Here is a 26,056-nt window from a genome sequence, read left to right as displayed (position 1 = left end):
CTATTACAATTTGAGTTTCCAACGTTTATGCATCCAGTTCCATTGCTCAGGATGGGCCAAAATAATACGTTCTAAAGCTTGGTTATAAGCCAATGTATTATGGTAAAGCGATTCTTGAGCACTTCCATAATCTTTCCAAGGAATAGGATCATAAAACTCTAAAACATGTTTTCCATTCGGTAATCTATAGCCTGCTGCAGGAATTACTGGTACTCCCGTATAACGTGATAAAGTTGCTAAACTCCGATAAGTTCCTGCCTTCGTACCAAAAAACTCTACGGCAATACCATCTCGATTCGCTAATGAAGCATGTTGATCAAGAACAAAAATCACTGCATGGTTTTGCTCTAAAGCGGCGCAAACCTTATCTAGCGAGTTTTTTTTAGGAATAACGTTTAAACCGACTTGATAATATTGCTTAAACAAACTTCGCTCAATAAATTTGATCGATAAAGTGCGACGGATAAAATGAAACTGCCCCTGAAATTCTTTAAAATTTAAAACACCGCCGATGGGTGCAACTTCCCAATTTCCAAAATGCCCTGTCAGAACCAAAACGCCTTTTTGTTGTGCTACAACCGCCAACATGTTTTCATGACCCCGAACCTCGACCTGATTACGTAAATCATCTTCAGACATAAAACGCAATTGGATTGCTTCTTTAAAGGATTTAAGCAAATGAGAGTAATACGATATAGCAAGTCGCTTTTTTTGCGCTTTACTTAATTGATCACCGAAGACACGATCGATATTGGCCATAACTATTTGCCGCTTATAGGGTAAAAATTTATGGACAAATCGTCCTAGCCAGCTCACGGGCAATTTATTAACTTTTTGTTCTAATTCAGTCACAAGCTTTGATCACCAAACACGCATTCATACTTGCAAATCCTCGATTAATTGTCAGTGCATAAGGTCCTCTTTTTAGAGGTTGATGATCTGCACTTACGAATAAACCATTACAACTGGATGCAATATTTTGCAAATTAGCTATCCCTGGCACACATTTAGATGAAAGTGCATAGGTTGTCATTACTGCGTCAATCAAACCAGAGGCGCATATAGTATGTCCCATAGACCATTTGAAAGCGGTTACTGGAACTTCCTCTTCGGCAAAAACATTTTGTATTGCCTGAGATTCGCTATAATCTGATTTACTATTACCATTTCCATGAGCAACAATAAAACCTAAATCATGAGTATTTAGTTTTACAACATCCAAAGTACGTTGCATCAATTCAGCAAGCTTTTGCCCGCTTGTATCCACAGAAAATAATCCTTCTGTTTCACTGGTTGATAAACCGCCGATTATCTCACCGTAACACGTTGCTGAGCGCGCACGCATGCTGGCTTCACTTTCCAAGACCAAAGCAGCAGCGCCTTCGGCTAATATGGTGCCATCATGGGCTTCGTCAAAAGGTTTTAAATGTTGAGTACTCAAGACCCCCAATTGCTGATAGTAAAATAGAGCTTGCGGCTCAATAGCCATATCATAGGCAACAACGACAGCTCGTTCTGCCTGACCACTACGAATTGCGTGAAATGCTTCCAATAAAGCTTGTGTTCCACCAGCAGCATGATTGGTTACATTATGATTGGGACCTTTAAATTCATAGGTAATCCCTGTGTATGCAAGAACATTATTAGGTAATATTCGTAATAACCACATCGGATGGACTGTTTCAAATAAATGCTGCGCAAATTGCTGCATATCGCCTTGAGTTTTTGCCAACAACGGTAAAAAATCATATTGTTGAAAATATTTATTTCCAGGTGAGCCTACAAAAACAGCGGTTTGCTCATTAAATGAATTAGGATCTTCAAGAGTATCGCGATACGCAATCATTTGACTGTGCTCGATTGCTTGTACTGCAGCATTAATTCCCATCACATCCTGACGCGAAATGACTTTCATCAACTTGCGATCTGGTAGCATTTTTGCAGGATTGAACTCCTTTAGTTCGCCCCCCAAACGATGAGACCATTGTGACAAATCCCATTGAGCTATTTCAGCAATCCCACTTTTACCAGAAAGAATTGCATTCCAAGTTGCATCTGCGGTAGAACCTGATGCAGTTAATGCACTTCGACCTGTGATAAATACTCTATTGTCCTGACTCATAAATCTGCTCCCCCAAATTCAGGATGCTTAAACAACAAGCAGCTATTGGAGCCACCAAATCCAAAAGAATTGGATAAAACGACTCCCACAGAACGTTCACGTGGACCATCAATCACATAATCCAAATCACATTCTGGATCGGGGGTTGTTAAATTGGCCGTTTTAGGTATCTGTGCCTGTTCTATGGATTTAACTGATAACACCGCTTCAAGTGCGCCTGCCGCAGCAATCAAATGTCCTGTTTGACCTTTAGTCGAACTTACAGGCAAGGTTGCGACAGACTCGCCAAAAACTGCTTTAATCGCATTTGTTTCACTCAAGTCATTCATTTTGGTTGAGGTACCATGTGCATTAATATAATCTACATCAGAAGCCTGTACTCCTGCATCCTGAAGAGCACGTTCGATAGCTTGAATAGCACCGTCACCATTTGGATGTGAATCAGTAATTCGATAAGAGCTTAGAGAGTTCCCCTCACCAGCCAATTCCGCATAAATACGAGCACCTCGCGCTTTTGCCTTACTCCATTCTTCAAGAATTAAAAAGGCAGCTCCTTCTCCCAAGACAAAACCATTACGTGTCGCATCAAAAGGTCGACTCGCGGTTTCCGGTGTACTGTTGTAAGTTGATAAGGCACCTAATAGGCAAAAACTAGATAATCCCAAAGGATTAATCATTGAATCAAATCCGCCAGCTAACATGAAGTCTGCTTCGCCGCGACGAATTACTTGCATTGCTAATCCTAAAGCTTGGCCACCTGACGCACACGCGGTGTGAACGGACGAGGCATAACCGCTGATTCCGAATTGTTGAATCAATAAAGACAACCCTGAGTTTGGCGTCGTTTTACCAAAATCAGATAATTTATAAAATTCTTGTGTATTAGCAAGCAAACGTCCCCAATCTGCTTCACCATTTTGAGCACAAATTTGTTGAAATCGAGATAGATAATCAAATTCGGCAGTCATCATACCACTGCCTGTAACTACCCCCCACTGGCTTGCTGTTTGTTCTGTAGGCACGATCCCTGCATCATCAAAAGCCTGTTGAGCAGCTGCAAGAGCATAGCGGGTAAAGTGCACAGAAAAGCGACTACGTTTGGTAATTAATTTGGGATCGAGGGTAAAGTTTTTTACCTCAGCCGCAATATAAGTTGGAAAAGCACTGGCATCAAATTGTTTAATTTCAGCAATTCCGGAATGTCCTGCCAATAAATTAGACCATGTGGACTGGACATCAAGTCCTAAAGGGGAAACCGCTCCCAAACCTGTAATAGCGACTCGTCTTTTTTTCACTTTATTTACCTCTGGGAATAAGTACTACATCCACAACACAAACACGTTTACCGGCTACCTCGCTGCGATAAGCCAGGATCAACTCGTCTTCCGTTTGTTTTTTTACTGTTACATAACATTCAAGAACATCGCCAGGATAGACAAATTCATTCATTTTTATTTTGCGAAATTCACTCACTTGATAGTGAGTTGAATATCCTGCGCGCAGAACAAATTCATAAGCTAAATTGAGTTTGCATTCCAATAATACCGTTAAAGGTAATACAGGTTTCTTCGGAAAATGATCTGCAAAATAAGGAGCAGCTCGCGATATTCTTTTTTCAGCGATTAAACTAATACCTGGCTGACTGGAGCGAATTCTATCAAATGTCATGGGCACTACAGATAAATCCGAACCCATTATCAGATATTCATCTTCCACGGGTCCACTTTCTTTACTAATAACCGACCAATCACCAGGACGGTTAATTTCAGAAAATTGCTGCTTCACTTCATCTAAATTGATAAAATCATCCATAGGCAGCAAAGGGCCTAAAGCACCGTCAATACTGAAGACAAGTTCACTACCCACCCTGGCTTCACTATGATATTGCATGACTGAATCATCCAAGTGTTCTATAAATGACTCAAGCAATAAAGTTTCACCGACATAGGCTCGCCGATGCATGGAGGCACGTGCAACGATACCAGCCACAGGCCTATGAGTAAATCCTTGCAGTGCCATCACATTCCATGCGGCCAATTGCCCCAGTGTTTCTCCGATTAAAGAGGGGATAAAACAAGGCCGCCCCTGTTCATCAACTGTGAGGAACGTATCATTTGAGGTAACATGTTTGATTCCCCTGATCAACTGACCAGGAGATGACTCCACTATACGATCAACAAATAAAAATCTCATCAGTATTTATTAAACCCTATTAATCTTAATTTTAAAAGTAACACCGAAATTAAGCCCCAGCTCCGGCAGTTTGTTGCTCGTTGATCGCAGCAACAACTAATTTACAAAATGTTTCAATGGTAAACAACAAGGGTATTTCATTAACTTTCATGTTCGGTTTGAATTGATCTGCAGGAACTTCACTCAAATAGTTTTGCAATACCTGCAAACCTTGCTCAGTGATGACGCCGCCTTTTTCAAATTCATCTTCTGCCAAATCACCACGTGCATTTTTTTCCAATTGACCGCGAGGAATTTTAATTTTGAATTCTTTTTCTAATTGGAAAACCAAATCAAGAAAATCAATAGATTCGGCGCCTAGATCTGCTATCAATCGACTGTTAAGAGATACGTCTTCTGCATCAATTACTAACACATCAGCAACAATTTCCCTAACTTTAGGATAAACGTCTGCTACATTCATATTTTGTTCCTCAGAGATCAGCTAATTTAAAAAGCCCGGAATTATACCATATATTTTTTTAAAGACACAAAATTAAAGTGATGAGGTATTAACCAACCTGACTATACCCTGCATCAACGAATAAAGTATGCGCATTAATCATGGCCGCTTCCGGCAAGCATAAGAGATAAATTGCATTGGCAACATCTTGTGTTGTCAATGGTCTATCTGTCAACGAGTGGGCCTGATATTCATCAAGTAATTGTTCTCTGTTAGGAAAATGCTTTAAAGCATCTGTATCAACTACTCCAGCAGAAACAGTATTCACTGTAATCCCATCAACAGCTAACTCAAGACTCAAAGAACGAACTAATGCTTCAAGAGCTGCTTTGGAAGCTCCAATAAAGGCATAATTAGGAATCGCTCGAGATGCACCAAGACTGGATAAAGCAATAATGCGACTCCCTCTAGGCATTAATGAACGAGCTTCTGTCGCCAAATGATTTAATGCCAAAGCATTTGTTTCCAAACACCAACGCCAATGCTTGGTAGACATCTTAAGTGCCGATTTTAAAACGCCACTGGCCGCATTACTAATCAAGAAATCAAGTCGATTAAAGTGTTCGCGGAATTGAGCAAACATTTCTTTTACAGACTGATGATCGGCCACATTCGCTTGCAGAGCAATTGCCTTGCGCCCCATAGTATGAATTTCTTCGACTAAAGCTTGGGCCTCATCAGAACTGTTGTAATAAACTATAGCAATATCACATCCCGCCTGCGCTAATTTTAATGCAGTCGCCTTACCGATACCTCGCGCACCGCCAGTAATCAAGCCAACTTTATCTGCAAAAACCAAACTCATGGAATATTCCTCATCAACTTCAATTTATTAAAAATAAAAGCAACTGTTGATAAAACAATGGTACCCACTTAAGAAATCATGTCCCTGTTGCGTTTAGCCTGGGTGAACGCGAAGCGGAACCCGGGAATTCGTTCCCTACAAAACCCAGGTTCCGCTTCGCTCCACCCAGGCTACGATTTCAAGATACCAAGCGCTCGTAAATCGACGCCCTTGGACGAACAGTTACAAAAAGCTACATTTTCATTTTTATTTATCGATAAAGCAATGATTAGATCATTAAATTTTCAAATATCTTGTTTCTAGAGGGTTAACTTTGTACTATCGGCACACGATTAAGATAAACATATATTAATGAATGAAGCATTCTTGGTTTAAAACTGTGTTTCCTATAGCTGCAATTTTTTCTTTTCGCATGCTCGGCTTGTTTTTACTCATTCCTGTATTTAGCATTTATGCAGAAAATTTGCGAAGCGCAACTCCTGCATTGGTCGGTTTTGCGCTAGGAATTTATGGACTTGCTCAAGGGCTCCTCCAAATCCCTTTTGGCATGCTTTCCGATAAAATAGGTCGAAAACCCATGATTACTTTGGGCTTGCTCCTTTTTGCTTGTGGAAGCTTACTTGGCGCTATAACTGATTCTATCTATGGGATGATCCTTGCCAGAGCATTACAAGGTACAGGTGCCATTGGAAGCGTTTTAATCGCATTACTTGCCGATCTTACACCTGATGAACAACGGACTAAAGCGATGGCGGTCATTGGTATGACTATAGGGACATCATTTAGTCTGGCTATGGTTGTGAGTCCTGCCATTACACATCATTTCGGCCTGGCCGGTATTTTTTACCTCACTACGATGTTAGCAATAGCAGGAATCATTTTACTTCATTTGGTCATTCCTAAACCTGTAAATGAACGTTTTCATATTGATAGCGAAACAAATCCCGCTTTATTCAAACAAGTTATGTCCAACTTGCAACTACAACGCCTCAATGTAGGTATTTTCTGCCAGCATTTTATTCTCACAGCAACATTTTTTGCTATCCCCTTTATCTTAAGAAAACAAATGGAACAAGGCCATTTATCCCAACAGTGGCATTTTTATCTGCCACTCATGCTGATATCATTTATACTGATGATCCCGTTTATTGTGCTTGCGGAAAAGAAAAAGCGCATGAAAAGCATTTTTCTTTCCTCAGTTCTTACAATGACTTTAGCACAATTATTACTGGCGTATACATTTCAAAATTGGTTTGGTTTGTGCGTCCTTATGTTAATTTACTTTGTTGCTTTTAATATCCTCGAAGCAGCACTACCCTCTTTGGTATCAAAACAGGCAAATCCCAATAATAAAGGGACTGCCATGGGTATTTATTCTACCAGCCAATTTTTAGGGCTTTTTATTGGCGGAGCACTATCTGGCGTGCTATACCAATGGGACAGTAGTCAAGGAATCTTTATTACTAATGCCATCCTAGGCGTTTTATGGTTAATTATTTCCATTTCAATGAAATCAAACGTCTCTGTTTCAACACTTATCTTGCCCTATCCTTGGTCCGAGAGAAAAGAAAACATTATTACTCAACTATTAAATATTAAAGGCGTTATTGAAGTTGCACTCGCAGAAAATGAGCAGGTTATTTATTTGCGAGTTAACAGAGAAAGCTACACAGAAGGCAATGCAGAAAAAATTCTATCGACATTATCTCCCTGAAAAAAGGGGGTATAACGGGGTGATAATTATCTCTTCTTCGCTTCTAAAACGTCATAACCCCCTATCACTCCATGATCACGTTCCTAGTTTCCAGAAAAAACGTAAAAATTGTTTCGTGAACTGTCATTTGATTTCCATTGACTCAGGACTTACGAAAAACGCCAAGGTCGAGGCAAAAAATGTTTTTAATGAGGGAATTTAGATATACTAAATAACCGAATTAAAATCATTTTTTAACGAAGAGATTGGGATTTTTCGTAAGTCCTGTGACTGTATTAACTGTTGTTTCAAATCCAGTAAGATAAGGATCTTGCCAAAAATTTTTTTGTCATGATACTACTTATGTTCCGATTTGAGTTAACTTTATGGATAACTCAAATCTACTAAGTAGTGATTTTATTATTGACGAACCAAGCGCAAATTTTTATCTGCAAATGAAGTCTTTTCCGTAGAACGATAAGGATTGATATCCAAACCACCTCGTCTTGTGTAACGACCATATACAGTCAACTGTTCGGGTTTACAATAGTTCATAATATCAACAAATATCCGTTCAATGCATTGTTCATGAAACTCGTTATGATTTCGATATGAAACAAGATATTTCAATAAACCTGCGCGATTAATTTTTTTTCCTTTATAAGCAATTTGCACACTTCCCCAATCAGGCTGGTTGGTGACCAGGCAATTTGACTTCAGTAGATTGGAGCATAATGTCTCTTCTACTAGTTCATCACTTGTAGTGAGAAATGAGGGCTCAACAAGATATACAGAACACTCTATATCAAGATGATCCAGTGACTCCCCCATTAAAGACGGTTGTACCGCAAACTGATTGGTTGCCTCTAAAAGATGAATCTTCACCCAAACTTCCGCACCAACACGTTCTTGTAAATCTTTTTTAATCATATTTTCTAATTCTTCAACATTTTGAATTCGAGTGTTGTTGAATGAATTAAAATAAAGTTTTAATGATTTTGACTCGATCAGATTAGGTGAGCTGCAATCATAAAATAATTCCGCAATTGCGATCATAGGCTTTCCTTTAGCATTAAGCCAGGAAACTTCATAGTGATTCCAACAATCAAAGCCATAAAAAGGTAATTGCATTGGATCAACTCCAATTTCCTGTCGCTTGCCTGTTCTCGGAATGGGGTATAACCGATCCGGGTTATACGTATCATCATATGCAGATTTTTTCCCTAATTCAGATTTTGCAGCTTCAGATTGATATTTCTGCAGAACGTGATCATTCATTGTATTTAACTCCAATATTTCTATAATTTTTGCAGTACTTTTCCAATTTACCGGCTGATCCATTTCCATTTGGCTGGAAATGTAAGTAAGCAAAGAAGCCGCTTCATTAATCCGCGCAGCTTTCTCAGTTAATTCGCGTGCTTGTATGCCAATGGATGCCATCACATCAAAATTTGGATTTTCTGTAATCTTTTTGATGGTCGATAAAGAAAAACCCAAAAACTTTAACGTGGTAATCTGTTGTAATCGTATTAAATCCATTTCAGAATAAAGACGATAGCCACTCATGGAACGTTTTGTTGGTTTTAATAAACCAATCTCATCATAATATTGTAATGACCTAATTGTTAATGAGGTCATTTGGCTAATCTCTTTTATTTGGTAATATTTCATTCAATCTTCTCCTGAAGACGAATTTTAAACTATCACGTTACGTGAGAGTCAATAGATAAAATGAAAATAACATTCTATAGGGATAATACATTATGTCTAAAGTTGATTTTAGTTGGCTAAAATATATCACAGAAATCCAAGCTATTGCTCAAAATGGACTATGCTATTCAAAAAATGAATTTGATAAAGAACGTTATTTAAGACTTCGGGAGATTGCTTCTGAATTTATGGCGAAATATTCAGATACTCCACTCTCGGAGATAAAACAGATCTTTTCATTAGAACAAGGATATGCCACGCCTAAAATAGATGTTCGTGCTTTTATTCTACAAAATAATAAAATACTATTAGTTAAAGAACGCTCAGATGGGCTATGGACCTTACCTGGTGGTTGGGCGGAAACAAATGAATCCGCATCAGAATCAGTAATCAGAGAAGCAAAGGAAGAAACAGGCTTTGATGTTTCTGTAATCCGACTGCTTGCATTATGGGATAAACAAAAACATGATCATCCACTACAATGGCCTCATACCTATAAATGTTTCTTCCATTGTGAAATCTTGTCTGGGACAGCAAAAGAAAATCTGGAAATTTCTGAAATTGATTTTTTTGACTTAGCCCTCCTGCCACCACTTTCAACCCATAGGGTGACCCAGAAACAAATTACACGCCTGTATGAACTTGTTTCAAGCTCGGATAAAACCCTTTTTGATTAACCTGTGTTTGACTCTAAGCTTACCTCATATATTAACCTTGTTAACCGCGCTCTATTTCAACACATCCGTGCAAGGGATATATAAATTAGGTATACTCTTCTCCTAACTTTCGCATACAGGAGATCAAAAATGGCACGTGGTATAAATAAAGTCATCCTAATTGGCAACGTAGGCGTTGACCCTGACGTACGTTACTTACCAAATGGCAATGCAGTCACGACACTATCAATTGCCACCAGTGAAGCATGGAAGGATAAAGCAACCGGCGAAAAGCAAGAGCGGACCGAATGGCATCGTGTAGTCTGTTTTAACCGCTTAGGTGAAATCGCTGGTGAATACGTACGCAAAGGATCTAAGCTCTATATAGAAGGCAGTTTAAGAACAAGAAAGTGGCAAGATCAGCAAGGTCAAGATAGATACACTACTGAGATTGTAGCTAATGACATTCAAATGCTAGACAGTAAAGGAGGGGCTGCATCATCCAGTTTTGATGAGATGCCACAAGCCCAATTTACACCAAGCAACCAAAATGCTACAAGACAGCAACCTATGCAAGTACCACAAGATGCTTTTGACCAGCTAGATGATGACGTTCCATTCTAAAGCAATTAAAAATAAGTTATTTAAACTAATTGTAGCCTGGGTGCAGGGAAGCGAAACCCAGGAATGCTTTTGTTAATGAACCCAATATAATCACAATTCAGTTTTCGTTAAACCACTTCATATTCCCCGAGCTAATTATATAACACAATATTCCTCTTCAAATTCATGTCATCCTTTGCGAACCTCTTCTTCGCTATAGCGCTAAAACGTGAATCAGCCCTTGTGACATTTAATTTGCAATCATTTTGAATAACATCGATTTTAAGAGTAATGAACCAGGTGAAAGGACATCAATATTGCTGGACAAACTAACCTTGGTTCATTTATTTTGCGCTCTCTTATGTAAAAGGAGGAAGCTCGGCGTGGTTATCAAATGGACAGAATGCAATTGCACATGTATATTTAATGGTCGCTGTAATTAATGATTGGGCAGGCAATATTATGGTAGGTAGTAAACAAAAGCTCTCCTTAACTCCAAGAGACCCAAGCAATGATTTTAAATTCTTATCCAAAGAGATTGAGGGAGAAATTGCTGGTTATTTATCCATTCAAGATTTATCAAATTTAGCGCAATCATCCATAACAACCTATAATTTATTCAAACCTAACTTAGACATCGCTTTAGCCCTCAAAGCCAGGATGTGTGTGGTACAAGGGGATGTGGCGGGTATAATCTTAATTGCAAAAAGGAAACCTGACGTCTTATTTGATAAAGGGCACGTCACAGACCCTCGCCAAAGGAATTTTTATCAGGTATCCGCCTATCAACTCATCCTATTTCTCTGTGATTCGGACATGAAAAATCAAATCATACCCTATATTCCACCGAAATTTGCAGCAACATGCGAGCAGCAATCTGCTGAGATGGGTACAGGTGGGGCTGATTTAATTAAATTAGACCGTGACCCTTTATTAGTAGCGGGCGAGGATTTCCAAGGAATTATTGAATTTAAAACCAAAAACTTCCGAAACAAACATAAAATTACCTTCCCCCTATTAGAAAATCCGGATGGGATTATTTATTATCAAGACGATAAGAATGAAGTCCATTTTTATTATGCGAATCGTAAAACGAGGGAAGTCAGGAAACTTCATGTGAACCCAAGTTCAGAACAGTGGGATCAACTCCATGAGCTCTTCGACTCCATGGAGAATAATTCCGGACGCCGTTCGAATGATGCAGAACATCAACTGATTGCCAAAACCTTACAATACTCTTTGCAACGCGATGGAATTCAATTTGAACACGAGGGCGTACATTATCGTGATAGTCGTACTGGATTTAAACTGATTAATCACTATAGAACATGTGAAAGGCTCTATGTTGAGGCTGATAGGAATGGGAAAGTAGATGATGCTCATACTTATTGGTGCAAAGAAGTTGGGAAAGCTCAGGGTGAAGAGATGTGGCTTTTACAACGTATTTGCGAGGAAAACCGCCCCTTTGACCCACTCCCTCTTCATTTTAATGAGTTCAGGAGATGATTTCAATTTTACAATCGCCTTTCAAGTAAACATGAATCTGCCTTTGTCCATGGCAAACTTGTTGCTGGTTTAGGTGCGAACTTAGCTTTATATAAGAACCATGGCCAGGCTAGGGGCGAAGCTTATGAAGTGGAAATGGATCGTGATCTGCTGGCCATTTCCAAGCTAGTTGAAGATGCAAAAAAAATATTGTTACAATGAATCAGGAAATAGGGAGCCAATTACCATACAATGGCTCCTGCATTCTCGTGTAATTGCAGTTGGATCTGGATGTCGAGGAATAACACCAGTGCGACGGCGGTTGCAGATAGCTCCCCACTCCCCCTAAATTCATGCGACGTGTATGGAAACAGTCCCATTCTCCAACGCTACTATTGCCAATAGCCTTCTCATATAATTGTTGTTGGATCCTGAGCATTACGAGAATAAATCGGGCCAGCGTTTGTGGATAACGCCCTCATAATCCCAAGATTTGCATGTCAACACACATAGAATAGGAATAATACATATAATCGCTAATTCATTAGTATCTGCAAATTTGAGTTGCAATCAAATACACGATACACAAAATTGTACACTGGAAAGGAGTGTGCCGTACTGTCAAAAGAGAAAGAGGAATAATTAGTTCTTTACTGAGGCTATTAGATAAGTAGGAAACTTGCGATGAAGTCTTCATTAAATCCTTATAGAACAAAAACCCGCTTAAAGCGGGTTTTCAAATCATGGGGAAAATAATTACTCTTCAGTTTCGTCACTAACAGAAGGTCTGTCTAATAACTCAACAATAGCCATAGGCGCATTATCACCATCTCTGAATCCACACTTGATGATACGTACGTAACCACCTGGACGCTCAACAAAACGTGGACCTAAATCTTTAAATAATTTACCAACAGCTGATTTAGATCTTAGAATATCGAACGCATGACGGCGTGTAGCCACTGAATCAACCTTTGATACAGTAATTAAAGGTTCAATGTAACGTCGTAAATCCTTCGCTTTTGGTAAAGTTGTTTTTATCAACTCATGCTCAATTAAAGAACAACACATGTTTGCAAACATAGCCTTTCTGTGGCTACTTGTACGGCCAAAACTACGGCCAGAATTACGGTGACGCATAACCAAAACTCCTAAACATTATTCGCCAAGATTTGCTGGCGGCCAATTCTCAAGTTTCATACCGAGCGATAATGAACGTGAAGCTAAAACATCCTTAATTTCAGTTAGAGATTTCTTACCTAGATTAGGTGTTTTTAAGAGTTCATTTTCAGTTCTTTGCACTAAATCGCCGATATAATGAATATTTTCTGCTTTCAAACAATTTGCAGATCGAACAGTTAACTCTAAATCATCGACGGAACGTAATAGAATAGGATCAAAATCATTGCGTTCTTTATTATCAGATCGAGATTCTTCAAATTTCATATCAACAAATGCATGAAGTTGTCTTTGAAGAATACTTGCAGAAATCCTTATTGATTCTTCAGCATCAATAGTTCCGTTTGTTTCTAATTCAATAGTTAACTTATCAAGGTCAGTACGATTTTCTACACGAGCACTATCAACATAATAAGCCACTTTCTTAACTGGTGAGAAGCTATTATCAATTTTAAGCTTCCCAACAGATTTTCTTTCTACTTCATCATCGAAATGTCTAATGAATGAATCAGTACTGTGAAATCCGATTCCTCGTTCAACTTTCAATGTCATATTTAATTTGCCCTTTTCATTCAAATTAGCAATGACGAGCTCAGGATTAATAATTTCTAATCCATGAGTCAGTTGAATATCTCCAGCGGTAACCTGACAAGGACCTTGCTTGTTTAATGTTACAATAGCATCTTCACCGACTGACATTTTAATTGCAACTAATTTTAGGTTCAGTAAAATGTCAACGACATCTTCTTGCACACCTTCAATCGTGCTGTATTCATGTAGAACACCTTCAATCGAAGCTTCAGTAATTGCACTTCCTGGCATTGATGATAACAAAATACGTCTCAAAGCATTGCCGAGAGTATGACCAAAGCCACGCTCCAAAGGCTCTAAAACTATTTTAGCTTTATAGGGCGATTCTGCCTGGACCTTAAGAACATTAGGTGTCAACATTTCATTGATTTCAGTATACATTCAGCTATTTCTCCGAGCTTACTTAGAGTAAAGTTCTACAACTAAGTTTACGTTGTAGTCTGAAGATAAGTCAGTTAACGTTGGTGCTGTAGAGAATGTTCCTTTGAAAGAAGATGTATCTACAGTAATCCAATCACATGGAGCTCTTTGTTCAGACAAAGCTAAAGCTGCTTGGACACGACCCTGACTTCGTGCTCTTTGTCGAACAGATATCACGTCACCAGCTTTTACTAAAAATGATGGAACGTTAACTATTTTATCATTAACAAGTATGGCTTTGTGCGTAACCAATTGACGTGCTTCAGCACGTGTGCTCGCAAAACCCATACGATACACGACATTATCCAAACGTCTTTCAAGTAAAGACATTAGATTTTCGCCTGTTGCGCCTTTCATACGAGCAGCCATTTTGTAATAGCCACGGAATTGCTTTTCAAGAACACCATACAATCTTCTAATTTTTTGTTTCTCTCTGAGCTGAATTCCATAACCATTCAGGCGTGGTTTTTTGTCACCGTGTTGTCCAGGTAATTTTTCAGATTTACATTTGGACTTGTGATCACGGACACCACTTTTAAGTAATAAATCACAACCTTCACGACGTGATAGCTTACATTTTGGACCAAGATATCTAGCCATTAATTACTCCTGAGTCTTATACACGACGTTTTTTAGGTGGCTTACACCCGTTATGAGGTATACCTGTAACATCGGTAATTTCAACAATTTTAAAATCCTGTGATATTAATTCACGAATAGTGGACTCTCTTCCAGGGCCAGGACCATGAACAAATACAGCCACAGATTTCATACCGTATTCTTTTGCAACAGCAGCAGCACGCTCAGTAGCAACCTGTGCAGCATAAGGTGTACTCTTTCTTGAGCCTCTAAATCCTGAACCACCAGATGTTGCCCAACACAGCGCATTACCTTGCCTGTCAGTAAAGGTCACTATAGTATTGTTAAAAGAAGCATGTACGTGAACGATACCATCAGATACGACACGCTTTGCCTTCTTGCGTACTTTTTGTTGTTTTGACTTAGTTATTGCCATCTTACTTTCCTACATGAAAAATCAAACGGTAGTGCCCTTTCTGCGGCCTTTACGTGTACGAGCATTAGTTTTCGTACGTTGACCTCGCAATGGCAACCCTCTTCTGTGTCTTAGACCACGATAACATCCTAGATCCATAAGGCGTTTAATGTTCATTGTCACAACACGACGCAAATCACCTTCCACGGTTATTTTTGCAATTTCTGTTCTCAAAGACTCAAGTTGAGCATCTGATAGTTCTGAAACCTTTGTAGAAGGTTCAATACCAACTGTCGAACATAATTTTAAGGATGTAGGTTTACCAATACCATATATTGCTGTTAAAGCAATCACAACATGTTTGTGATCAGGTATATTTACTCCTGCAATACGAGCCATTAACTTCTCCGAACGTTATTTGTTCTGTCGAAAGGGACAGAAGAATACTATTTTTATAAAATTAAATCAAGCAGATATTAACCTTGCTTTTGTTTGTGCCTGGCATCTTTACAAATAACCCGTATAGTGCCACTTCTTTTAATAATCTTGCAATTGCGACAAATTCGCTTTACAGATGCTCTTACTTTCATTCCTAACTCCGATAAAAATCATAAAAGACCAGGTAATTTAGTACCTTTAAAATTAGCCTTTTTCATTAAAGAATCATATTGCTGAGTCATTAAATGAGCTTGTACCTGAGCTACAAAATCCATAATAACAACTACGATAATCAGCAAAGACGTTCCTCCGAAATAAAAAGGGACATGCCATGTATACATCAAGATCTGAGGCAAAAGACAGACCAATACTAAATAAAGTGCTCCGACTAGTGTCAAACGAGTCATTACACCATCGATATATTTAGTTGTTTGTTCCCCTGGTCTAATTCCAGGTATATATGCACCAGATTTTTTTAAATTATCTGCAGTATCTTTGGGATTAAACACCAGTGCGGCATAAAAGAACGCAAAGAATATAATTGCTACTGCATAAACAATTAAATATAAAGGTTGTCCAGGAGATAAGGCCATTCCAACATCAGCAAGCCATCCTAAACCCTTAGTATGAGAGAAAAACTGGGCTAAGGTTGCTGGTAGTAAAATAATACTGGATGCAAAAATTGGAGGAATTACCCCAGACATATTTATCTTTAAAGGTAAATGGCTGGTTTGTGCAGCATATACCTTTCTACCTTGTGTCCTTTGTGCATAGTTAACTCTGATACGTCTCTGTGCACGCTCCATAAATACTACAAATCCTGTTACTACAACTACCACTACTGCAATAATGATTAAAGTCAATGCTTGCATTTGTCCTTCTTTAACTTGTTGAAGAACTGAAGCGATTGCCGTGGGCATACTCGATACGATACCTGAAAAGATAATTAGTGAAATACCATTGCCAACACCTTTTTCAGTAATTTGTTCGCCTAACCACATCAAAAACATAGTACCTGTAACTAAGGTAGCAACTGCAGTAAAGTAGAATGAAAAGTCAGCTTGAAGCGCAATTTGTTGTCCAGCTAACCACCGTGCCATCCCTAAAGATTGAAACACAGAAAGCACTAAAGTTAAGTATCGCGTATATTGATTTATCTTTCTGCGCCCTGATTCACCTTCCTTTTTAAGTTGTTCAAGCTTAGGAGAAACAACTGTAAAAAGCTGAAGAATAATAGAGGCCGAAATGTATGGCATAATACCAATAGCAAAAACAGTAACACGCGATAATGCACCACCAGAAAACATATTGAATAAGCCAAAAATTGTATTCTGTTGCTCATTAAAAAAGTTAGCCAATCGTGCAGGGTCCAAACCTGGAACAGGAATATGTGCACCCAAACGATAAACCAGAATAGCCAGAACAACAAACAATAATCTAGATTTTAGTTCAGCCAATCCACCACGTGATTGGCTTGCATTATGTTTTTGGTTTTTCATAGTCACTCTTCTATGCTGCCGCCTAAACCTTCAATGGCCAAACGAGCTCCTTTAGTGACCCTTAAACCTTTAAGTTTGATGGCAGTAGTTAATTCACCGGACAAAATAACTTTTACATCTTTAATAGAACTATTGATTAGACCAGCTTCACGCAAAACATTTAGATCGATTACATCTGCAGATAATTTTGCAAGTTCACTGAGACAAACTTGATCTACAGTTCTACCAACTCGTGACTTAAAGCCCATTTTTGGTAGTCGTCTTTGAATTGGCATTTGACCGCCTTCAAAGTTAATTTTATGGTAACCACCGGCTCTAGCTTTTTGACCTTTATGTCCTTTTCCACTAGTTTTACCTAAACCGGATCCTATACCACGTCCTAAGCGTCTTTTGGGACGTTTTGAACCAGGATCTGGTGACAGTGAATTTAAATTCATTATACACTCTCCTCAACCAGCAATAGGTAATCAACTTTATTAATAAGGCCACGGATCGCTGGGGTATCATTATGTGATACGCTCGAATTGGTTTTACCAAGACCTAATTGTTTTACGATAGAAATATGCTTTGGCTTTCTGCCTATGATGCTCTTAACCAAAGTTATTTTAATTTTCTTTTCCATAATTAGCCCGCCATAACTTCTTCAACAGTTTTACCACGCTTGGCTGCAACATAATCTGGGGTACCAATATTAGTTAAAGCTGCGATTGTTGCTCTTACAATATTGCTTGGATTGGTAGAACCAATACTCTTAGCTAATATATTTTGTACGCCTAAAACTTCTAATACAGCTCGCATTGCACCGCCAGCAATAATTCCGGTACCTTCACTTGCAGGCTTCATAAATACTTTAGAAGCACCATAGTTCCAAGTAATTTCGTGGAAAATAGTTGATCCAGAAAGTGGAATATAAACCATGTTTTTCTTAGCTTGTTCCATTGCTTTTTGAATTGCAATTGGAACTTCTCTGGCTTTACCTCTACCAAAGCCAACTTTACCCTTGCCGTCACCAACAACAACAAGAACTGCAAAACCGAAAACACGGCCTCCCTTAACAACTTTAGCTGTACGATTGACCGATACTAGCTTTTCTTGGTAGCCATCTGATTTTGGTGATGATTCATCGAATGCCATAATCGTTCCTTAAAAATCCAATCCAGCTTCGCGTGCACCTTCTGCAAGGGCTTTCACTCGGCCATGATATTTATAACCAGCACGATCAAATGCAACTTGAGTAATGCCTTGCTCGCTCGCTCGCTTACCAAGCATTTTGCCAACTAGGTTAGCTTGTTCTACTTTACATTTTCCGGTCAGACTGGCACGTAATTCTTTATCGTTTGTTGAGCATGCAGCTAAAACCTTATCACCAAGCTTATCTGCCTGAATGATTTGAGAGTAAATATGCAAACCACTTCTAAAAACGACAAGTCTTGCTCTGTCTGATTTGCGAATCAGTGCTTTTGCTTTTAATCCACGTCGATTACGTGAGTTGTGTTTATTCATAACTTAAACCTTATTTCTTTTTCGCTTCTTTACGAGCAATATACTCGCCAGCAAGTTTAACACCTTTACCTTTATAAGGCTCTGGTGGTCTAAATGCTCTTATTTCAGAAGCTACTTGGCCCAAAATTTGTTTATCCACCCCTTTCAGTAAAATAACTGTATTGCTAGGAGTTTCAACTACAACGCCTTTAGGCAAGTGGTATTCAATAGGATGAGAAAAACCCAACGATAAAGAAATTGATTTATCTTTAGATTGTGCTCTATATCCTACCCCGACCAGTTCCAAGGTAACAACAAAACCTTCAGTTACACCCTTAACCATATTATTTACTAATGCTCGTGCCGTTCCAGCTTGAGCCCAAGCTTTTGGATCATTTGCAGCTGGAGCAAACTCAACATGGTTAGAATCTTTATTTTTAGTTACTTTTACTAACCTATTAATCTTTTGGGTTAGCGTTCCTTTAGGCCCTTTTACAGTAACCTCACCATCACCTATTGTTATTTCAACATTTGCTGGTTGAACTACTGGGGCTTTTGCTACTCTAGACATATTATTCCTCGCAAGTATTAAGCCACTTCACAAATGACTTCACCACCAACGCCTTTCATCTTTGCAGATATATGGGTCATTATACCTTGTGATGTAGACAATATAGCCACACCAAAACCAGGAATAGAAGACAAATCTTTGTAAGACTTATATACTCTCAATCCGGGTCGACTAATTCTCTTAATTAGCTCGATAACAGGTCTGCCATGATAATATTTCAGCTTTATCGTCATCAATTTAAGATTATTATCTAAAGACTCAACAAAGAAGTTTTCGATATAACCTTCTTCCTTTAAAACTCGAGCAATTTCTTCTTTCAACTTAGAAGAAGTTAATGTTATTTGCTGATGTTTTGCTTGTTGACCATTTCTAATTCGGGTCAGCATATCAGCAACTGGATCATGCATACTCACAATCGTTCTCCAATTAAAAAATTACCAGCTAGATTTTCTTCCGCCTGGTATATTACCAACCATTAGTTGTTGTCTTAAGCAAATTCTGCAAAGAGCAAATTTACGATAAACACCATGTGGACGACCACATTGCTGACATCGTGTTTTAAAACGAACAGGATTTGAATTAACAGGCAATTTAGCTAACTTTAACTGACTATCCATAATTACCTGAAAATCATCAGATGATTTAATCAATATTTTCAATTCGTTTCTACGCTTACTGTACTTATTTACAAGCTTGCTACGCTTTAACTCTCTCATAAGCATTGATTTTTTAGCCACAATTTCACCCTTATTTTTTATCTCTATCTTTCAATGGAAGGTTAAAGGCTTCTAATAAAGCTTTAGCTTCTTCATTTGTCTTAGCACTCGTAGTAATACAAATATCTAAACCACGGATACCATCTGTTTTATCGTAATCAATTTCTGGAAATACGATTTGCTCATGGATCCCCATACTGTAATTACCTGTTCCATCAAAAGATTTGGGATTTAAACCACGAAAATCTCTTACACGCGGTAAAGTTACGGAAATCAATCTGTCTAAAAATTCATACATACGTTGACGTCTTAGAGTTACTTTACAGCCAATTGGCCATCCTTCCCTAATCTTAAAACCAGCAATAGATTTTCTTGCTTTAGTAACAACAGGCTTTTGTCCTGCAATTAAAGTCATATCTTCAACTGCATGGTTCATTACCTTTTTATCACCAACAGCTTCTCCAACACCCATGTTTAAGGTGATTTTAAGCAACTTTGGAACTTCCATAACGCTGGAATAGTTGAACCGTTTCATCATCATTGGGATGATTTCTTTTTTATAAAATTCATTAAGTCTTGCCATTTGAATCACCTAATTAAACACGGTCAATTATTTCATTGTCAGATTTAAAATATCTAACTTTTTTGTTCTCACCGTTACTCTCGATGAATTTAAATCCTACTTTATCTGCTTTATTAGTGTTTGGATTATAATGAGCAACGTTTGAAACGTGAACTGGTGCTTCAAGAGTTATAATTCCACCCTTGTTTTCAGGCTTCTGTGGATTAGGCTTAACATGCTTCTTAATCAAGTTTCCACCTTCAACAACAACGCCATTGTCAGTTACACGTAGGACTTTACCTCTATGACCTTTACTTTTTCCGGCAATTATAATTACATCATCGCCTTTTTGAATACGTTTCATATCTAAATCCTTCTCACAAAACTTCTGCAGCCAGAGATATTATTTTCATAAATCTCTCTCGTAGCTCGCGAGTAACAGGGCCAAATATACGAGTACCTATTGGCTCGTTTTGGTTATTTAACAATACTGCAGCGTTACCGTCGAAGCGGATCAAAGATCCATCATCTCTACGAACGCCTTGTGCTGTACGAACAACAACTGCCTTCATTACAGCACCTTTTTTCACTTTACTTCTGGGAATTGCATCTTTAATACTAACTTTGATTACATCACCTACACGTGCATATCTACGGTGCGACCCGCCAAGCACTTTAATACACATAACTTTACGTGCTCCGCTGTTGTCAGCCACTTCAAGCACTGTCTGCATTTGGATCATTTTTTACTCCAGCTCTGATTTCGACCAGAAAAAGGTTGCTGATTATATCAGGCCTTTTAGGGTTTTAAAAGTAAATCAACAGTGTTGATTAAGAAATTACTTCGACTAATACCCAGCTTTTTGTTTTAGAGAGTGGTCTAGACTCACGGATTTTTACTATATTACCAATTTTACATACTTGATTTTCATCATGAGCATGTAATTTAGCTCTACGTTTCATAATTTTTCCATACTTTGGATGCTTAACAGAACGTTCAATCATCACAACTATGGTTTTATCCATTTTGTCACTAACTACTTTTCCAACCATTGTTCTGGCATTTGATTCACTATTAGACATGTCACTTACCTGCCTTTTCAGTCAACATTGTTTTTACTCTTGCCACTGACTTACGCACCATGGTGATGAGATGTGTTTTATCTAGTGAGCCGCTTGCTTTCTTCATTCGTAAATTTAGTTGTTCTTTACGCAATGAAAGCAGTTCATTTTGCAGTTCTTCTACTGATAAACTGCGTAATTCATCAATTTTTTTCATTACATCACCTTCCTTTCTTCAAATATAACTTTGAAAGGAAGTTTTGCTTTAGCCAGATCAAAAGCTTCCATAGCAAGCTCTCTGGATACACCTTCCATTTCAAATAAAACCTTGCCAGGTTGTATTTGAGCAACCCAATATTCAACGCTACCTTTACCTTTACCCTGTCTTACTTCTAAGGGCTTTTGAGTAATCGGCTTGTCTGGGAATACTCTAATCCAAATTTTACCACCACGTTTAATGTGACGTGTCATTGCTCTTCGAGCTGCTTCGATTTGACGCGCAGTTAAACGACCACGCTCAAGAGCTTTCAAACCAAATTCACCAAAACTGATGTTGCTACCGCGTAAGGCTAAACCTCTGTTACGGCCTTTCATCTGTTTTCGGTATTTTGTACGTTTAGGTTGTAACATGATTCTTAATCCTCACTCACTCGGCAACGTCAGAAGATCTTTTCTTTTGAGGGAGAATTTCGCCCTTGAAGATCCAGACTTTTACACCAATAATACCGTAGGTAGTTTTAGACTCTGCTGTACCATAATCAATATCTGCTCTGAAAGTATGTAAAGGTACACGTCCTTCTCTATACCATTCACTGCGAGCAATTTCAGCACCACCAAGTCTTCCACTAACACAAATTTTGATTCCTTTAGCACCTGCTTTAAGAGCAGAAGTAACCGCACGTTTCATAGCACGTCGGAACATGACGCGTTGTTCTAATTGTTGTGCAATTCCTTCAGCAACCAAAGTTGCATCTAACTCAGGTTTTTTAATTTCTTCAATATTTAGATGAACTGGTACACCTAATTTATTAGAAATTTCTGTACGTAATGTCTCAATACCGCCACCTTTTTTCCCGATGATCACACCAGGTCGGGCAGTAAGTATTGTAACTACCGCATTATTAGCAGGACGTTCAATTAAAATTTTACTCACAGCAGCTGCCATAAGTTTCTTTTTAAGATCTGTACGTAATTTAATATCTTGAATTAAAAATTCAGCGTACTTCTTACCTGCGAACCATTTGGAATTCCAGTCTTTAATAATACCAAGCCGTATACCTATAGGGTTAACTTTTTGTCCCATTGCTATTCCTCGTCAGACACTTTAATCGTGATATGGCAGGTACGTTTACAAATTCTATTTGCACGTCCTTTAGCTCTGGGACTAATACGTTTTAAAGTCATAGCTTCATCAACGCAGACCATACCTACTTTTAAATCATCAATATCCGCCCCATTATTATTTTCAGCATTTGCGATAGCTGACTCTAACAACTTAAGCATTAATTGAGCACCTTTTTTTGGTGTAAACTTGAGGACATCAAGCGCACCAGATACTTTCATATTGCGTATCATATCGGCTACCAATCGGCCCTTTTGAGCGGATAAGGGAGCACCTTTCAATTTTGCTGTTACTTCCATCATATCCTCTTATTTACCTTTTGCCTTTCTGTCACCAGAATGACCTTTAAAAGTTCGAGTCATGGCAAACTCACCTAATTTATGACCAACCATATTATCTGTAATATATACAGGTATATGATCTTTGCCGTTATGAACAGCAATTGTTAAGTCAATCATTTCAGGAACGATTGTCGATCGTCTAGACCATGTTTTAATTGGTTTTTTAGATTTTGATTCAATTGCAGCCTCTACTTTGGCAATCAAATGATGGTCAACAAAAGGACCTTTTCTTATAGAACGAGCCACTTGATATCCTCTCAATAATTATTTCTTTTTACGTCTTCTGACAATAAAGCTATCAGTACGCTTATTACTTCTGGTTTTATAACCTTTAGTAGGCATGCCCCATGGTGATACTGGATGACGTCCACCAGAAGTCCGGCCTTCACCACCACCATGTGGATGGTCAACTGGGTTCATAGCTACCCCACGAACTGTTGGGCGAATACCTCTCCAGCGTTTTGCTCCGGCTTTACCTAATGCGCGTAAACTATGCTCACTATTACTTACTTCACCAATTACTGCCCTGCAAAGAACATGTATTTTACGCATTTCACCTGAGCGAAGTCTTAATGTTGCATAAATACCTTCTTTAGCAACGATCTGCCCGCTTGCTCCAGCACTTCTTAAGACCTGAGCACCTTTTCCTGGTTTCATTTCAACACAGTGAATTGTAGTACCGACAGGAATATTTTTTAATGGAAGACAATTACCTGTACTGATTGGTGAATCTGCACCACTGATAACAGTATCACCAGCTTTTAAATTGGCTGGAGCAATAATATATCTTCTTTCGCCATCTTTATAAACAATTAATGCTATTAAAGCAGTACGATTGGGATCATACTCAATACGCTCAACACGGGCTTCAATACCATCCTTATTGCGTTTAAAATCAACGATACGATATTGATTACGTTGACCACCACCGATATGTCTTACAGTGATTCTACCTTGGTTATTACGTCCACCAGTTTTCTTTAGCTTTTCAACTAAAGGAGCATGTGGTTTTCCTTTATGAATATGGTGATGAACCACGCGTAATTCGCCACGTTTTCCTGGCGATGTAGGTTTAGATTTTAATAGTGCCATCTTAATCTGCCTTATTCGGTAGCTGTAAAGTCAATATCTTGATCAGCATGAAGAGTTACAAATGCTTTTTTCCAATCACTACGCTTTCCGCTTGTTTGTTTAAAACGCTTTGTTTTTCCCTTCACATTGATAACAGATACATTTTTAACTTTAACGTTAAATATATGCTCTACCGCCATTTTAATTTCATTTTTAGTTGCAGTTTTCAATACTTTGAAAGTGAACTGTTTCAGCTTATCAGCTATGACAGTAGCTTTTTCAGAAGTATGTGGTTCACGTAGAACCATCAACAATCTTTCAGCGTTCATTGTAACTGTTCCTCAATTTTTTTAATTGCAGCTTCTGTAACAATAACTTTCTCAAATCTGAGTAAAGATACAGGATCTATAGTTGTAACGTCACAGATGTCATAATCAATTAAGTTTCTTGAACCAAAATATTCATTCTCACCGACTTCAGTCATGATGATAAGAGCGTTTTTTACACTCATTTGGTTCATTTTATTAACAAAATCTTTAGTTTTTTTGCTTTCACATTGGAAATCACTTACAACTACAAGGTTACCAGTGCGACAAAGTTCGGAGATTATACTACGTAATGCACGTTTGTACATTTTTTTATTAATTTTTTGTGAATAATCTCTTTTCTTAGAAGCAAAAGTTACCCCACCACTTCTCCAGATTGGACTTCTAATTGTACCAGCCCGAGCACGACCGGTACCTTTTTGATTCCATGGCTTTTTGCCGCCACCTCTAACTTCAGATCGTGTTTTTTGAGCACTATTACCACTACGTGCGTTATTCATATAGGCTACTACAGCTTGATGAATTAAGCCTTCATTATAACCATACGCAAATACTTCTTGGTTCAGTGTTAATTTTGAATTTGTATCTATAGTAGTAATTTCCATCACTCACCTCGTACTTGCTTTTTAACTGCAGGCTTAATTTCAACTTGTGAGCCAGGAGCACCAGGTATAGCACCTTTGATAAGAAGTAAATTTCTTTCAGCATCTACGCGCACCAGTTCAAGGCTTTGAACTGTACAACGAACATTACCCATGTGACCAGCCATTTTCTTACCTTTGAACACGCGACCTGGAGTCTGGTTTTGACCAATAGAACCAGGTACACGATGCGATCTGGAGTTACCATGAGTAGCATCTTGTGTTCTAAAATTATATCTTTTTACCGTACCAGCAAAACCTTTACCTTTAGTGATTCCTGCAACATCAACAAACTGTCCGGCAGTAAACACATCTGCTACTGATATTACCTGACCAGATTTGAATGCATCTTCAGAATCAATTAAAAATTCAACTAACATGTCACCTGCTTCAATTTCAGCTTTTGCAAAGTGACCTGCTAAAGGTTTGTTAACCTTGCTTGCTTTTTTAGTACCACCAGTTATTTGTACAGCAGAGTAACCATCAGTTTCTTTGGTTTTAACTTGTGAGACTCTATTAGGGTGAACTTCAACAACAGAAACTGGAACTGAAACTCCATCTGCCATGAAAACCCGCGTCATACCGATTTTACGGCCTAATAAACCGATCATCATTCTAACACCTCTTTAATATCCTTCACCCTAATATTTAGTCATCAAGGCTTATCTGAACATCAACCCCAGCAGCCAGATCTAATTTCATCAATGCATCAACTGTTTTTTCAGTTGGATGAACGATAACGACCAGACGTTTGTGAGTACGTAATTCATATTGATCTCGAGCATCTTTATTAACATGCGGTGAAGTCAATACAGTAAATTTTTCTTTACGGACTGGCAATGGTATTGGCCCACGAACTTGTGCGCCAGTACGTTTTGCTGTCTCTACTATTTCTCGAGTTGATAAGTCAATCAACCGATGATCAAAGGATTTTAATCTTATTTTAATGTTTTGATTGCTGCTCATTGTAATTACTCGATAATTTTAGCGACAACACCGGCGCCAACAGTACGGCCACCTTCCCGAATTGCGAATCGTAAACCTTCGTCCAT

At 38.4% G+C, this 26,056-nt stretch carries 40 protein-coding genes and 1 pseudogene; 4 read left to right on the top strand and 37 right to left on the bottom strand.

From position 1 onward, the window contains the following. Positions 1–3: 3 nt before the first annotated feature. From DGG96_RS03900 to fabL, 6 genes are all read right to left on the bottom strand, one after another. Positions 4–852: a lysophospholipid acyltransferase family protein gene (locus DGG96_RS03900; protein WP_110141655.1), complete on the bottom strand. Its 849-nt coding sequence runs from the start codon at positions 850–852 to the stop codon at positions 4–6. Beyond that, the gene (locus DGG96_RS03895) at positions 845–2,122 is read right to left on the bottom strand and encodes a beta-ketoacyl-[acyl-carrier-protein] synthase family protein (protein WP_110141654.1); all 1,278 of its coding nucleotides are present in this window, start codon (positions 2,120–2,122) and stop codon (positions 845–847) included. Before DGG96_RS03895 ends, DGG96_RS03900 begins: the two co-directional genes overlap by 8 nt. Next, a complete protein-coding gene (locus DGG96_RS03890; RefSeq protein ID WP_110141653.1) occupies positions 2,119–3,417 on the bottom strand; it encodes a beta-ketoacyl-[acyl-carrier-protein] synthase family protein in 1,299 nt (432 codons plus the stop codon). The genes DGG96_RS03895 and DGG96_RS03890 overlap by 4 nt, the downstream gene beginning before the upstream one ends. Before the next feature lies 1 nt (position 3,418). Beyond that, a complete protein-coding gene (locus tag DGG96_RS03885; RefSeq protein ID WP_110141652.1) occupies positions 3,419–4,315 on the bottom strand; it encodes an ApeI family dehydratase in 897 nt (298 codons plus the stop codon). Between the two features lie 49 nt (positions 4,316–4,364). After that, a complete protein-coding gene (locus DGG96_RS03880; RefSeq protein ID WP_110141651.1) occupies positions 4,365–4,778 on the bottom strand; it encodes an acyl carrier protein in 414 nt (137 codons plus the stop codon). An 88-nt stretch (positions 4,779–4,866) separates the two neighbouring features. Beyond that, positions 4,867–5,622, bottom strand: a complete 756-nt coding sequence (gene fabL / locus DGG96_RS03875; RefSeq protein ID WP_110141650.1) for an enoyl-[acyl-carrier-protein] reductase FabL — start codon at positions 5,620–5,622, stop codon at positions 4,867–4,869. A 355-nt stretch (positions 5,623–5,977) separates the two neighbouring features. On the opposite strand from fabL, the gene DGG96_RS03870 reads away from it, so the two are divergent. Further along, positions 5,978–7,336, top strand: coding sequence for an MFS transporter (locus DGG96_RS03870; RefSeq protein WP_110141649.1), 1,359 nt, complete (start codon positions 5,978–5,980; stop codon positions 7,334–7,336). 399 nt (positions 7,337–7,735) lie between these two features. Here the strand turns inward: DGG96_RS03870 and queF are convergent, their stop codons facing one another. Then, positions 7,736–8,593 (bottom strand): NADPH-dependent 7-cyano-7-deazaguanine reductase QueF, encoded by an 858-nt coding sequence (gene queF / locus DGG96_RS03860; protein WP_325049820.1) that lies wholly within the window; start codon positions 8,591–8,593, stop codon positions 7,736–7,738. 240 nt (positions 8,594–8,833) lie between these two features. Next, positions 8,834–8,953, bottom strand: a pseudogene (locus DGG96_RS21375) (MerR family DNA-binding transcriptional regulator); the annotation flags it as partial. 125 nt (positions 8,954–9,078) lie between these two features. Between DGG96_RS21375 and DGG96_RS03855 the strand changes: the two are divergent. From DGG96_RS03855 to DGG96_RS03845, 3 genes are all read left to right on the top strand, one after another. Beyond that, complete coding sequence (locus DGG96_RS03855) at positions 9,079–9,702, top strand: NUDIX hydrolase (protein WP_110141647.1); 624 nt, start codon at positions 9,079–9,081, stop codon at positions 9,700–9,702. 129 nt (positions 9,703–9,831) lie between these two features. Next, complete coding sequence (gene ssb / locus DGG96_RS03850; protein ID WP_110141646.1) at positions 9,832–10,305, top strand: single-stranded DNA-binding protein; 474 nt, start codon at positions 9,832–9,834, stop codon at positions 10,303–10,305. Positions 10,306–10,710: 405 nt separating this feature from the next. Next, entirely contained in the window at positions 10,711–11,790 is a 1,080-nt protein-coding gene (locus tag DGG96_RS03845) for a hypothetical protein (protein ID WP_233590502.1), read from the top strand. A 735-nt stretch (positions 11,791–12,525) separates the two neighbouring features. Here the strand turns inward: DGG96_RS03845 and rplQ are convergent. The 29 genes from rplQ to DGG96_RS03700 form a co-directional block, all read right to left on the bottom strand. Next, positions 12,526–12,909 carry a 50S ribosomal protein L17 gene (gene rplQ / locus DGG96_RS03840; protein WP_110141645.1) on the bottom strand — a complete coding sequence of 128 codons (384 nt, stop codon included), beginning with the start codon at positions 12,907–12,909 and terminating at the stop codon, positions 12,526–12,528. Between the two features lie 18 nt (positions 12,910–12,927). Then, positions 12,928–13,920, bottom strand: coding sequence for a DNA-directed RNA polymerase subunit alpha (locus tag DGG96_RS03835; protein WP_110141644.1), 993 nt, complete (start codon positions 13,918–13,920; stop codon positions 12,928–12,930). Positions 13,921–13,938: 18 nt separating this feature from the next. Beyond that, a complete protein-coding gene (rpsD, locus tag DGG96_RS03830) occupies positions 13,939–14,559 on the bottom strand; it encodes a 30S ribosomal protein S4 (RefSeq protein WP_110141643.1) in 621 nt (206 codons plus the stop codon). 16 nt (positions 14,560–14,575) lie between these two features. Continuing rightward, positions 14,576–14,974, bottom strand: a complete 399-nt coding sequence (gene rpsK, locus DGG96_RS03825; protein WP_003633055.1) for a 30S ribosomal protein S11 — start codon at positions 14,972–14,974, stop codon at positions 14,576–14,578. Positions 14,975–14,995: 21 nt separating this feature from the next. After that, on the bottom strand, positions 14,996–15,352 hold the full coding sequence (gene rpsM / locus DGG96_RS03820) for a 30S ribosomal protein S13 (protein ID WP_110141642.1): 357 nt from the start codon (positions 15,350–15,352) through the stop codon (positions 14,996–14,998). A 77-nt stretch (positions 15,353–15,429) separates the two neighbouring features. Continuing rightward, positions 15,430–15,543, bottom strand: coding sequence for a 50S ribosomal protein L36 (gene rpmJ, locus DGG96_RS03815; protein WP_010946099.1), 114 nt, complete (start codon positions 15,541–15,543; stop codon positions 15,430–15,432). A gap of 18 nt (positions 15,544–15,561) precedes the next feature. Continuing rightward, complete coding sequence (secY, locus tag DGG96_RS03810) at positions 15,562–16,890, bottom strand: preprotein translocase subunit SecY (protein WP_110141641.1); 1,329 nt, start codon at positions 16,888–16,890, stop codon at positions 15,562–15,564. A 2-nt stretch (positions 16,891–16,892) separates the two neighbouring features. Continuing rightward, positions 16,893–17,327, bottom strand: coding sequence for a 50S ribosomal protein L15 (rplO, locus tag DGG96_RS03805; protein ID WP_058466766.1), 435 nt, complete (start codon positions 17,325–17,327; stop codon positions 16,893–16,895). After that, on the bottom strand, positions 17,327–17,512 hold the full coding sequence (rpmD, locus tag DGG96_RS03800; protein WP_019233377.1) for a 50S ribosomal protein L30: 186 nt from the start codon (positions 17,510–17,512) through the stop codon (positions 17,327–17,329). The genes rplO and rpmD overlap by 1 nt, the downstream gene beginning before the upstream one ends. 2 nt (positions 17,513–17,514) lie before the next feature. Beyond that, complete coding sequence (gene rpsE, locus DGG96_RS03795) at positions 17,515–18,024, bottom strand: 30S ribosomal protein S5 (protein ID WP_010654817.1); 510 nt, start codon at positions 18,022–18,024, stop codon at positions 17,515–17,517. 9 nt (positions 18,025–18,033) lie between these two features. After that, the gene (rplR, locus tag DGG96_RS03790; protein ID WP_110141640.1) at positions 18,034–18,393 is read right to left on the bottom strand and encodes a 50S ribosomal protein L18; all 360 of its coding nucleotides are present in this window, start codon (positions 18,391–18,393) and stop codon (positions 18,034–18,036) included. A 10-nt stretch (positions 18,394–18,403) separates the two neighbouring features. Next, on the bottom strand, positions 18,404–18,943 hold the full coding sequence (gene rplF / locus DGG96_RS03785) for a 50S ribosomal protein L6 (RefSeq protein ID WP_110141639.1): 540 nt from the start codon (positions 18,941–18,943) through the stop codon (positions 18,404–18,406). Positions 18,944–18,960: 17 nt separating this feature from the next. Continuing rightward, positions 18,961–19,350 (bottom strand): 30S ribosomal protein S8, encoded by a 390-nt coding sequence (gene rpsH, locus DGG96_RS03780; protein WP_199739212.1) that lies wholly within the window; start codon positions 19,348–19,350, stop codon positions 18,961–18,963. 27 nt (positions 19,351–19,377) lie between these two features. After that, positions 19,378–19,680: a 30S ribosomal protein S14 gene (rpsN, locus tag DGG96_RS03775; RefSeq protein WP_110141637.1), complete on the bottom strand. Its 303-nt coding sequence runs from the start codon at positions 19,678–19,680 to the stop codon at positions 19,378–19,380. A 10-nt stretch (positions 19,681–19,690) separates the two neighbouring features. Beyond that, on the bottom strand, positions 19,691–20,242 hold the full coding sequence (gene rplE / locus DGG96_RS03770) for a 50S ribosomal protein L5 (RefSeq protein ID WP_058466773.1): 552 nt from the start codon (positions 20,240–20,242) through the stop codon (positions 19,691–19,693). A 13-nt stretch (positions 20,243–20,255) separates the two neighbouring features. Further along, on the bottom strand, positions 20,256–20,585 hold the full coding sequence (gene rplX, locus DGG96_RS03765; RefSeq protein ID WP_110141636.1) for a 50S ribosomal protein L24: 330 nt from the start codon (positions 20,583–20,585) through the stop codon (positions 20,256–20,258). Positions 20,586–20,598: 13 nt separating this feature from the next. Continuing rightward, positions 20,599–20,964, bottom strand: coding sequence for a 50S ribosomal protein L14 (rplN, locus tag DGG96_RS03760; protein ID WP_006872243.1), 366 nt, complete (start codon positions 20,962–20,964; stop codon positions 20,599–20,601). Between the two features lie 88 nt (positions 20,965–21,052). Continuing rightward, positions 21,053–21,304: a 30S ribosomal protein S17 gene (rpsQ, locus tag DGG96_RS03755; protein WP_058466775.1), complete on the bottom strand. Its 252-nt coding sequence runs from the start codon at positions 21,302–21,304 to the stop codon at positions 21,053–21,055. A gap of 1 nt (position 21,305) precedes the next feature. Further along, positions 21,306–21,500, bottom strand: coding sequence for a 50S ribosomal protein L29 (rpmC, locus tag DGG96_RS03750; protein ID WP_110141635.1), 195 nt, complete (start codon positions 21,498–21,500; stop codon positions 21,306–21,308). Continuing rightward, positions 21,500–21,913 carry a 50S ribosomal protein L16 gene (gene rplP, locus DGG96_RS03745; RefSeq protein ID WP_003633085.1) on the bottom strand — a complete coding sequence of 138 codons (414 nt, stop codon included), beginning with the start codon at positions 21,911–21,913 and terminating at the stop codon, positions 21,500–21,502. The genes rpmC and rplP overlap by 1 nt, the downstream gene beginning before the upstream one ends. 16 nt (positions 21,914–21,929) lie before the next feature. Continuing rightward, positions 21,930–22,586 (bottom strand): 30S ribosomal protein S3, encoded by a 657-nt coding sequence (rpsC, locus tag DGG96_RS03740; protein ID WP_110141634.1) that lies wholly within the window; start codon positions 22,584–22,586, stop codon positions 21,930–21,932. Positions 22,587–22,588: 2 nt separating this feature from the next. After that, the gene (gene rplV, locus DGG96_RS03735) at positions 22,589–22,924 is read right to left on the bottom strand and encodes a 50S ribosomal protein L22 (protein ID WP_003633087.1); all 336 of its coding nucleotides are present in this window, start codon (positions 22,922–22,924) and stop codon (positions 22,589–22,591) included. 9 nt (positions 22,925–22,933) lie between these two features. Further along, a complete protein-coding gene (gene rpsS / locus DGG96_RS03730; protein ID WP_010654828.1) occupies positions 22,934–23,212 on the bottom strand; it encodes a 30S ribosomal protein S19 in 279 nt (92 codons plus the stop codon). A gap of 18 nt (positions 23,213–23,230) precedes the next feature. Beyond that, the gene (gene rplB, locus DGG96_RS03725; protein WP_110141633.1) at positions 23,231–24,058 is read right to left on the bottom strand and encodes a 50S ribosomal protein L2; all 828 of its coding nucleotides are present in this window, start codon (positions 24,056–24,058) and stop codon (positions 23,231–23,233) included. 11 nt (positions 24,059–24,069) lie between these two features. Continuing rightward, positions 24,070–24,366, bottom strand: coding sequence for a 50S ribosomal protein L23 (rplW, locus tag DGG96_RS03720; RefSeq protein ID WP_058466779.1), 297 nt, complete (start codon positions 24,364–24,366; stop codon positions 24,070–24,072). Beyond that, on the bottom strand, positions 24,363–24,968 hold the full coding sequence (gene rplD, locus DGG96_RS03715; protein WP_110141632.1) for a 50S ribosomal protein L4: 606 nt from the start codon (positions 24,966–24,968) through the stop codon (positions 24,363–24,365). The genes rplW and rplD overlap by 4 nt, the downstream gene beginning before the upstream one ends. Next, the gene (gene rplC / locus DGG96_RS03710; protein ID WP_110141631.1) at positions 24,968–25,618 is read right to left on the bottom strand and encodes a 50S ribosomal protein L3; all 651 of its coding nucleotides are present in this window, start codon (positions 25,616–25,618) and stop codon (positions 24,968–24,970) included. Before rplC ends, rplD begins: the two co-directional genes overlap by 1 nt. Positions 25,619–25,652: 34 nt before the next feature. Continuing rightward, positions 25,653–25,970, bottom strand: a complete 318-nt coding sequence (rpsJ, locus tag DGG96_RS03705) for a 30S ribosomal protein S10 (protein ID WP_010654833.1) — start codon at positions 25,968–25,970, stop codon at positions 25,653–25,655. 5 nt (positions 25,971–25,975) lie between these two features. Further along, on the bottom strand, positions 25,976–26,056 hold an 81-nt coding region (locus DGG96_RS03700), incomplete at its 5' end, for an EF-Tu C-terminal domain-related protein (protein ID WP_078767514.1).

Source organism: Legionella qingyii, assembly GCF_003184185.1.
This window is presented reverse-complemented; position numbering and strand designations above follow the sequence as displayed.

Bases quoted from the DNA above. Each gene is read 5' to 3' on its own strand.
- DGG96_RS03895 (WP_110141654.1), bottom strand. From the start codon at position 2,122: ATGAGTCAGGACAATAGAGTATTTATCACAGGTCGAAGTGCATTAACT.
- DGG96_RS03885 (WP_110141652.1), bottom strand. From the start codon at position 4,315: ATGAGATTTTTATTTGTTGATCGTATAGTGGAGTCATCTCCTGGTCAG.
- DGG96_RS03880 (WP_110141651.1), bottom strand. From the start codon at position 4,778: ATGAATGTAGCAGACGTTTATCCTAAAGTTAGGGAAATTGTTGCTGAT.
- fabL (WP_110141650.1), bottom strand. From the start codon at position 5,622: ATGAGTTTGGTTTTTGCAGATAAAGTTGGCTTGATTACTGGCGGTGCG.
- DGG96_RS03870 (WP_110141649.1), top strand. From the start codon at position 5,978: ATGAAGCATTCTTGGTTTAAAACTGTGTTTCCTATAGCTGCAATTTTT.
- queF (WP_325049820.1), bottom strand. From the start codon at position 8,593: ATGAATGATCACGTTCTGCAGAAATATCAATCTGAAGCTGCAAAATCT.
- DGG96_RS03855 (WP_110141647.1), top strand. From the start codon at position 9,079: ATGTCTAAAGTTGATTTTAGTTGGCTAAAATATATCACAGAAATCCAA.
- ssb (WP_110141646.1), top strand. From the start codon at position 9,832: ATGGCACGTGGTATAAATAAAGTCATCCTAATTGGCAACGTAGGCGTT.
- DGG96_RS03845 (WP_233590502.1), top strand. From the start codon at position 10,711: ATGGTCGCTGTAATTAATGATTGGGCAGGCAATATTATGGTAGGTAGT.
- rplQ (WP_110141645.1), bottom strand. From the start codon at position 12,909: ATGCGTCACCGTAATTCTGGCCGTAGTTTTGGCCGTACAAGTAGCCAC.
- DGG96_RS03835 (WP_110141644.1), bottom strand. From the start codon at position 13,920: ATGTATACTGAAATCAATGAAATGTTGACACCTAATGTTCTTAAGGTC.
- rpsD (WP_110141643.1), bottom strand. From the start codon at position 14,559: ATGGCTAGATATCTTGGTCCAAAATGTAAGCTATCACGTCGTGAAGGT.
- rpsK (WP_003633055.1), bottom strand. From the start codon at position 14,974: ATGGCAATAACTAAGTCAAAACAACAAAAAGTACGCAAGAAGGCAAAG.
- rpsM (WP_110141642.1), bottom strand. From the start codon at position 15,352: ATGGCTCGTATTGCAGGAGTAAATATACCTGATCACAAACATGTTGTG.
- rpmJ (WP_010946099.1), bottom strand. From the start codon at position 15,543: ATGAAAGTAAGAGCATCTGTAAAGCGAATTTGTCGCAATTGCAAGATT.
- secY (WP_110141641.1), bottom strand. From the start codon at position 16,890: ATGAAAAACCAAAAACATAATGCAAGCCAATCACGTGGTGGATTGGCT.
- rplO (WP_058466766.1), bottom strand. From the start codon at position 17,327: ATGAATTTAAATTCACTGTCACCAGATCCTGGTTCAAAACGTCCCAAA.
- rpmD (WP_019233377.1), bottom strand. From the start codon at position 17,512: ATGGAAAAGAAAATTAAAATAACTTTGGTTAAGAGCATCATAGGCAGA.
- rpsE (WP_010654817.1), bottom strand. From the start codon at position 18,024: ATGGCATTCGATGAATCATCACCAAAATCAGATGGCTACCAAGAAAAG.
- rplR (WP_110141640.1), bottom strand. From the start codon at position 18,393: ATGAATAAACACAACTCACGTAATCGACGTGGATTAAAAGCAAAAGCA.
- rplF (WP_110141639.1), bottom strand. From the start codon at position 18,943: ATGTCTAGAGTAGCAAAAGCCCCAGTAGTTCAACCAGCAAATGTTGAA.
- rpsH (WP_199739212.1), bottom strand. From the start codon at position 19,350: ATGCATGATCCAGTTGCTGATATGCTGACCCGAATTAGAAATGGTCAA.
- rplE (WP_058466773.1), bottom strand. From the start codon at position 20,242: ATGGCAAGACTTAATGAATTTTATAAAAAAGAAATCATCCCAATGATG.
- rplX (WP_110141636.1), bottom strand. From the start codon at position 20,585: ATGAAACGTATTCAAAAAGGCGATGATGTAATTATAATTGCCGGAAAA.
- rplN (WP_006872243.1), bottom strand. From the start codon at position 20,964: ATGATCCAAATGCAGACAGTGCTTGAAGTGGCTGACAACAGCGGAGCA.
- rpsQ (WP_058466775.1), bottom strand. From the start codon at position 21,304: ATGTCTAATAGTGAATCAAATGCCAGAACAATGGTTGGAAAAGTAGTT.
- rpmC (WP_110141635.1), bottom strand. From the start codon at position 21,500: ATGAAAAAAATTGATGAATTACGCAGTTTATCAGTAGAAGAACTGCAA.
- rplP (WP_003633085.1), bottom strand. From the start codon at position 21,913: ATGTTACAACCTAAACGTACAAAATACCGAAAACAGATGAAAGGCCGT.
- rpsC (WP_110141634.1), bottom strand. From the start codon at position 22,586: ATGGGACAAAAAGTTAACCCTATAGGTATACGGCTTGGTATTATTAAA.
- rplV (WP_003633087.1), bottom strand. From the start codon at position 22,924: ATGGAAGTAACAGCAAAATTGAAAGGTGCTCCCTTATCCGCTCAAAAG.
- rplB (WP_110141633.1), bottom strand. From the start codon at position 24,058: ATGGCACTATTAAAATCTAAACCTACATCGCCAGGAAAACGTGGCGAA.
- rplW (WP_058466779.1), bottom strand. From the start codon at position 24,366: ATGAACGCTGAAAGATTGTTGATGGTTCTACGTGAACCACATACTTCT.
- rplD (WP_110141632.1), bottom strand. From the start codon at position 24,968: ATGGAAATTACTACTATAGATACAAATTCAAAATTAACACTGAACCAA.
- rplC (WP_110141631.1), bottom strand. From the start codon at position 25,618: ATGATGATCGGTTTATTAGGCCGTAAAATCGGTATGACGCGGGTTTTC.
- rpsJ (WP_010654833.1), bottom strand. From the start codon at position 25,970: ATGAGCAGCAATCAAAACATTAAAATAAGATTAAAATCCTTTGATCAT.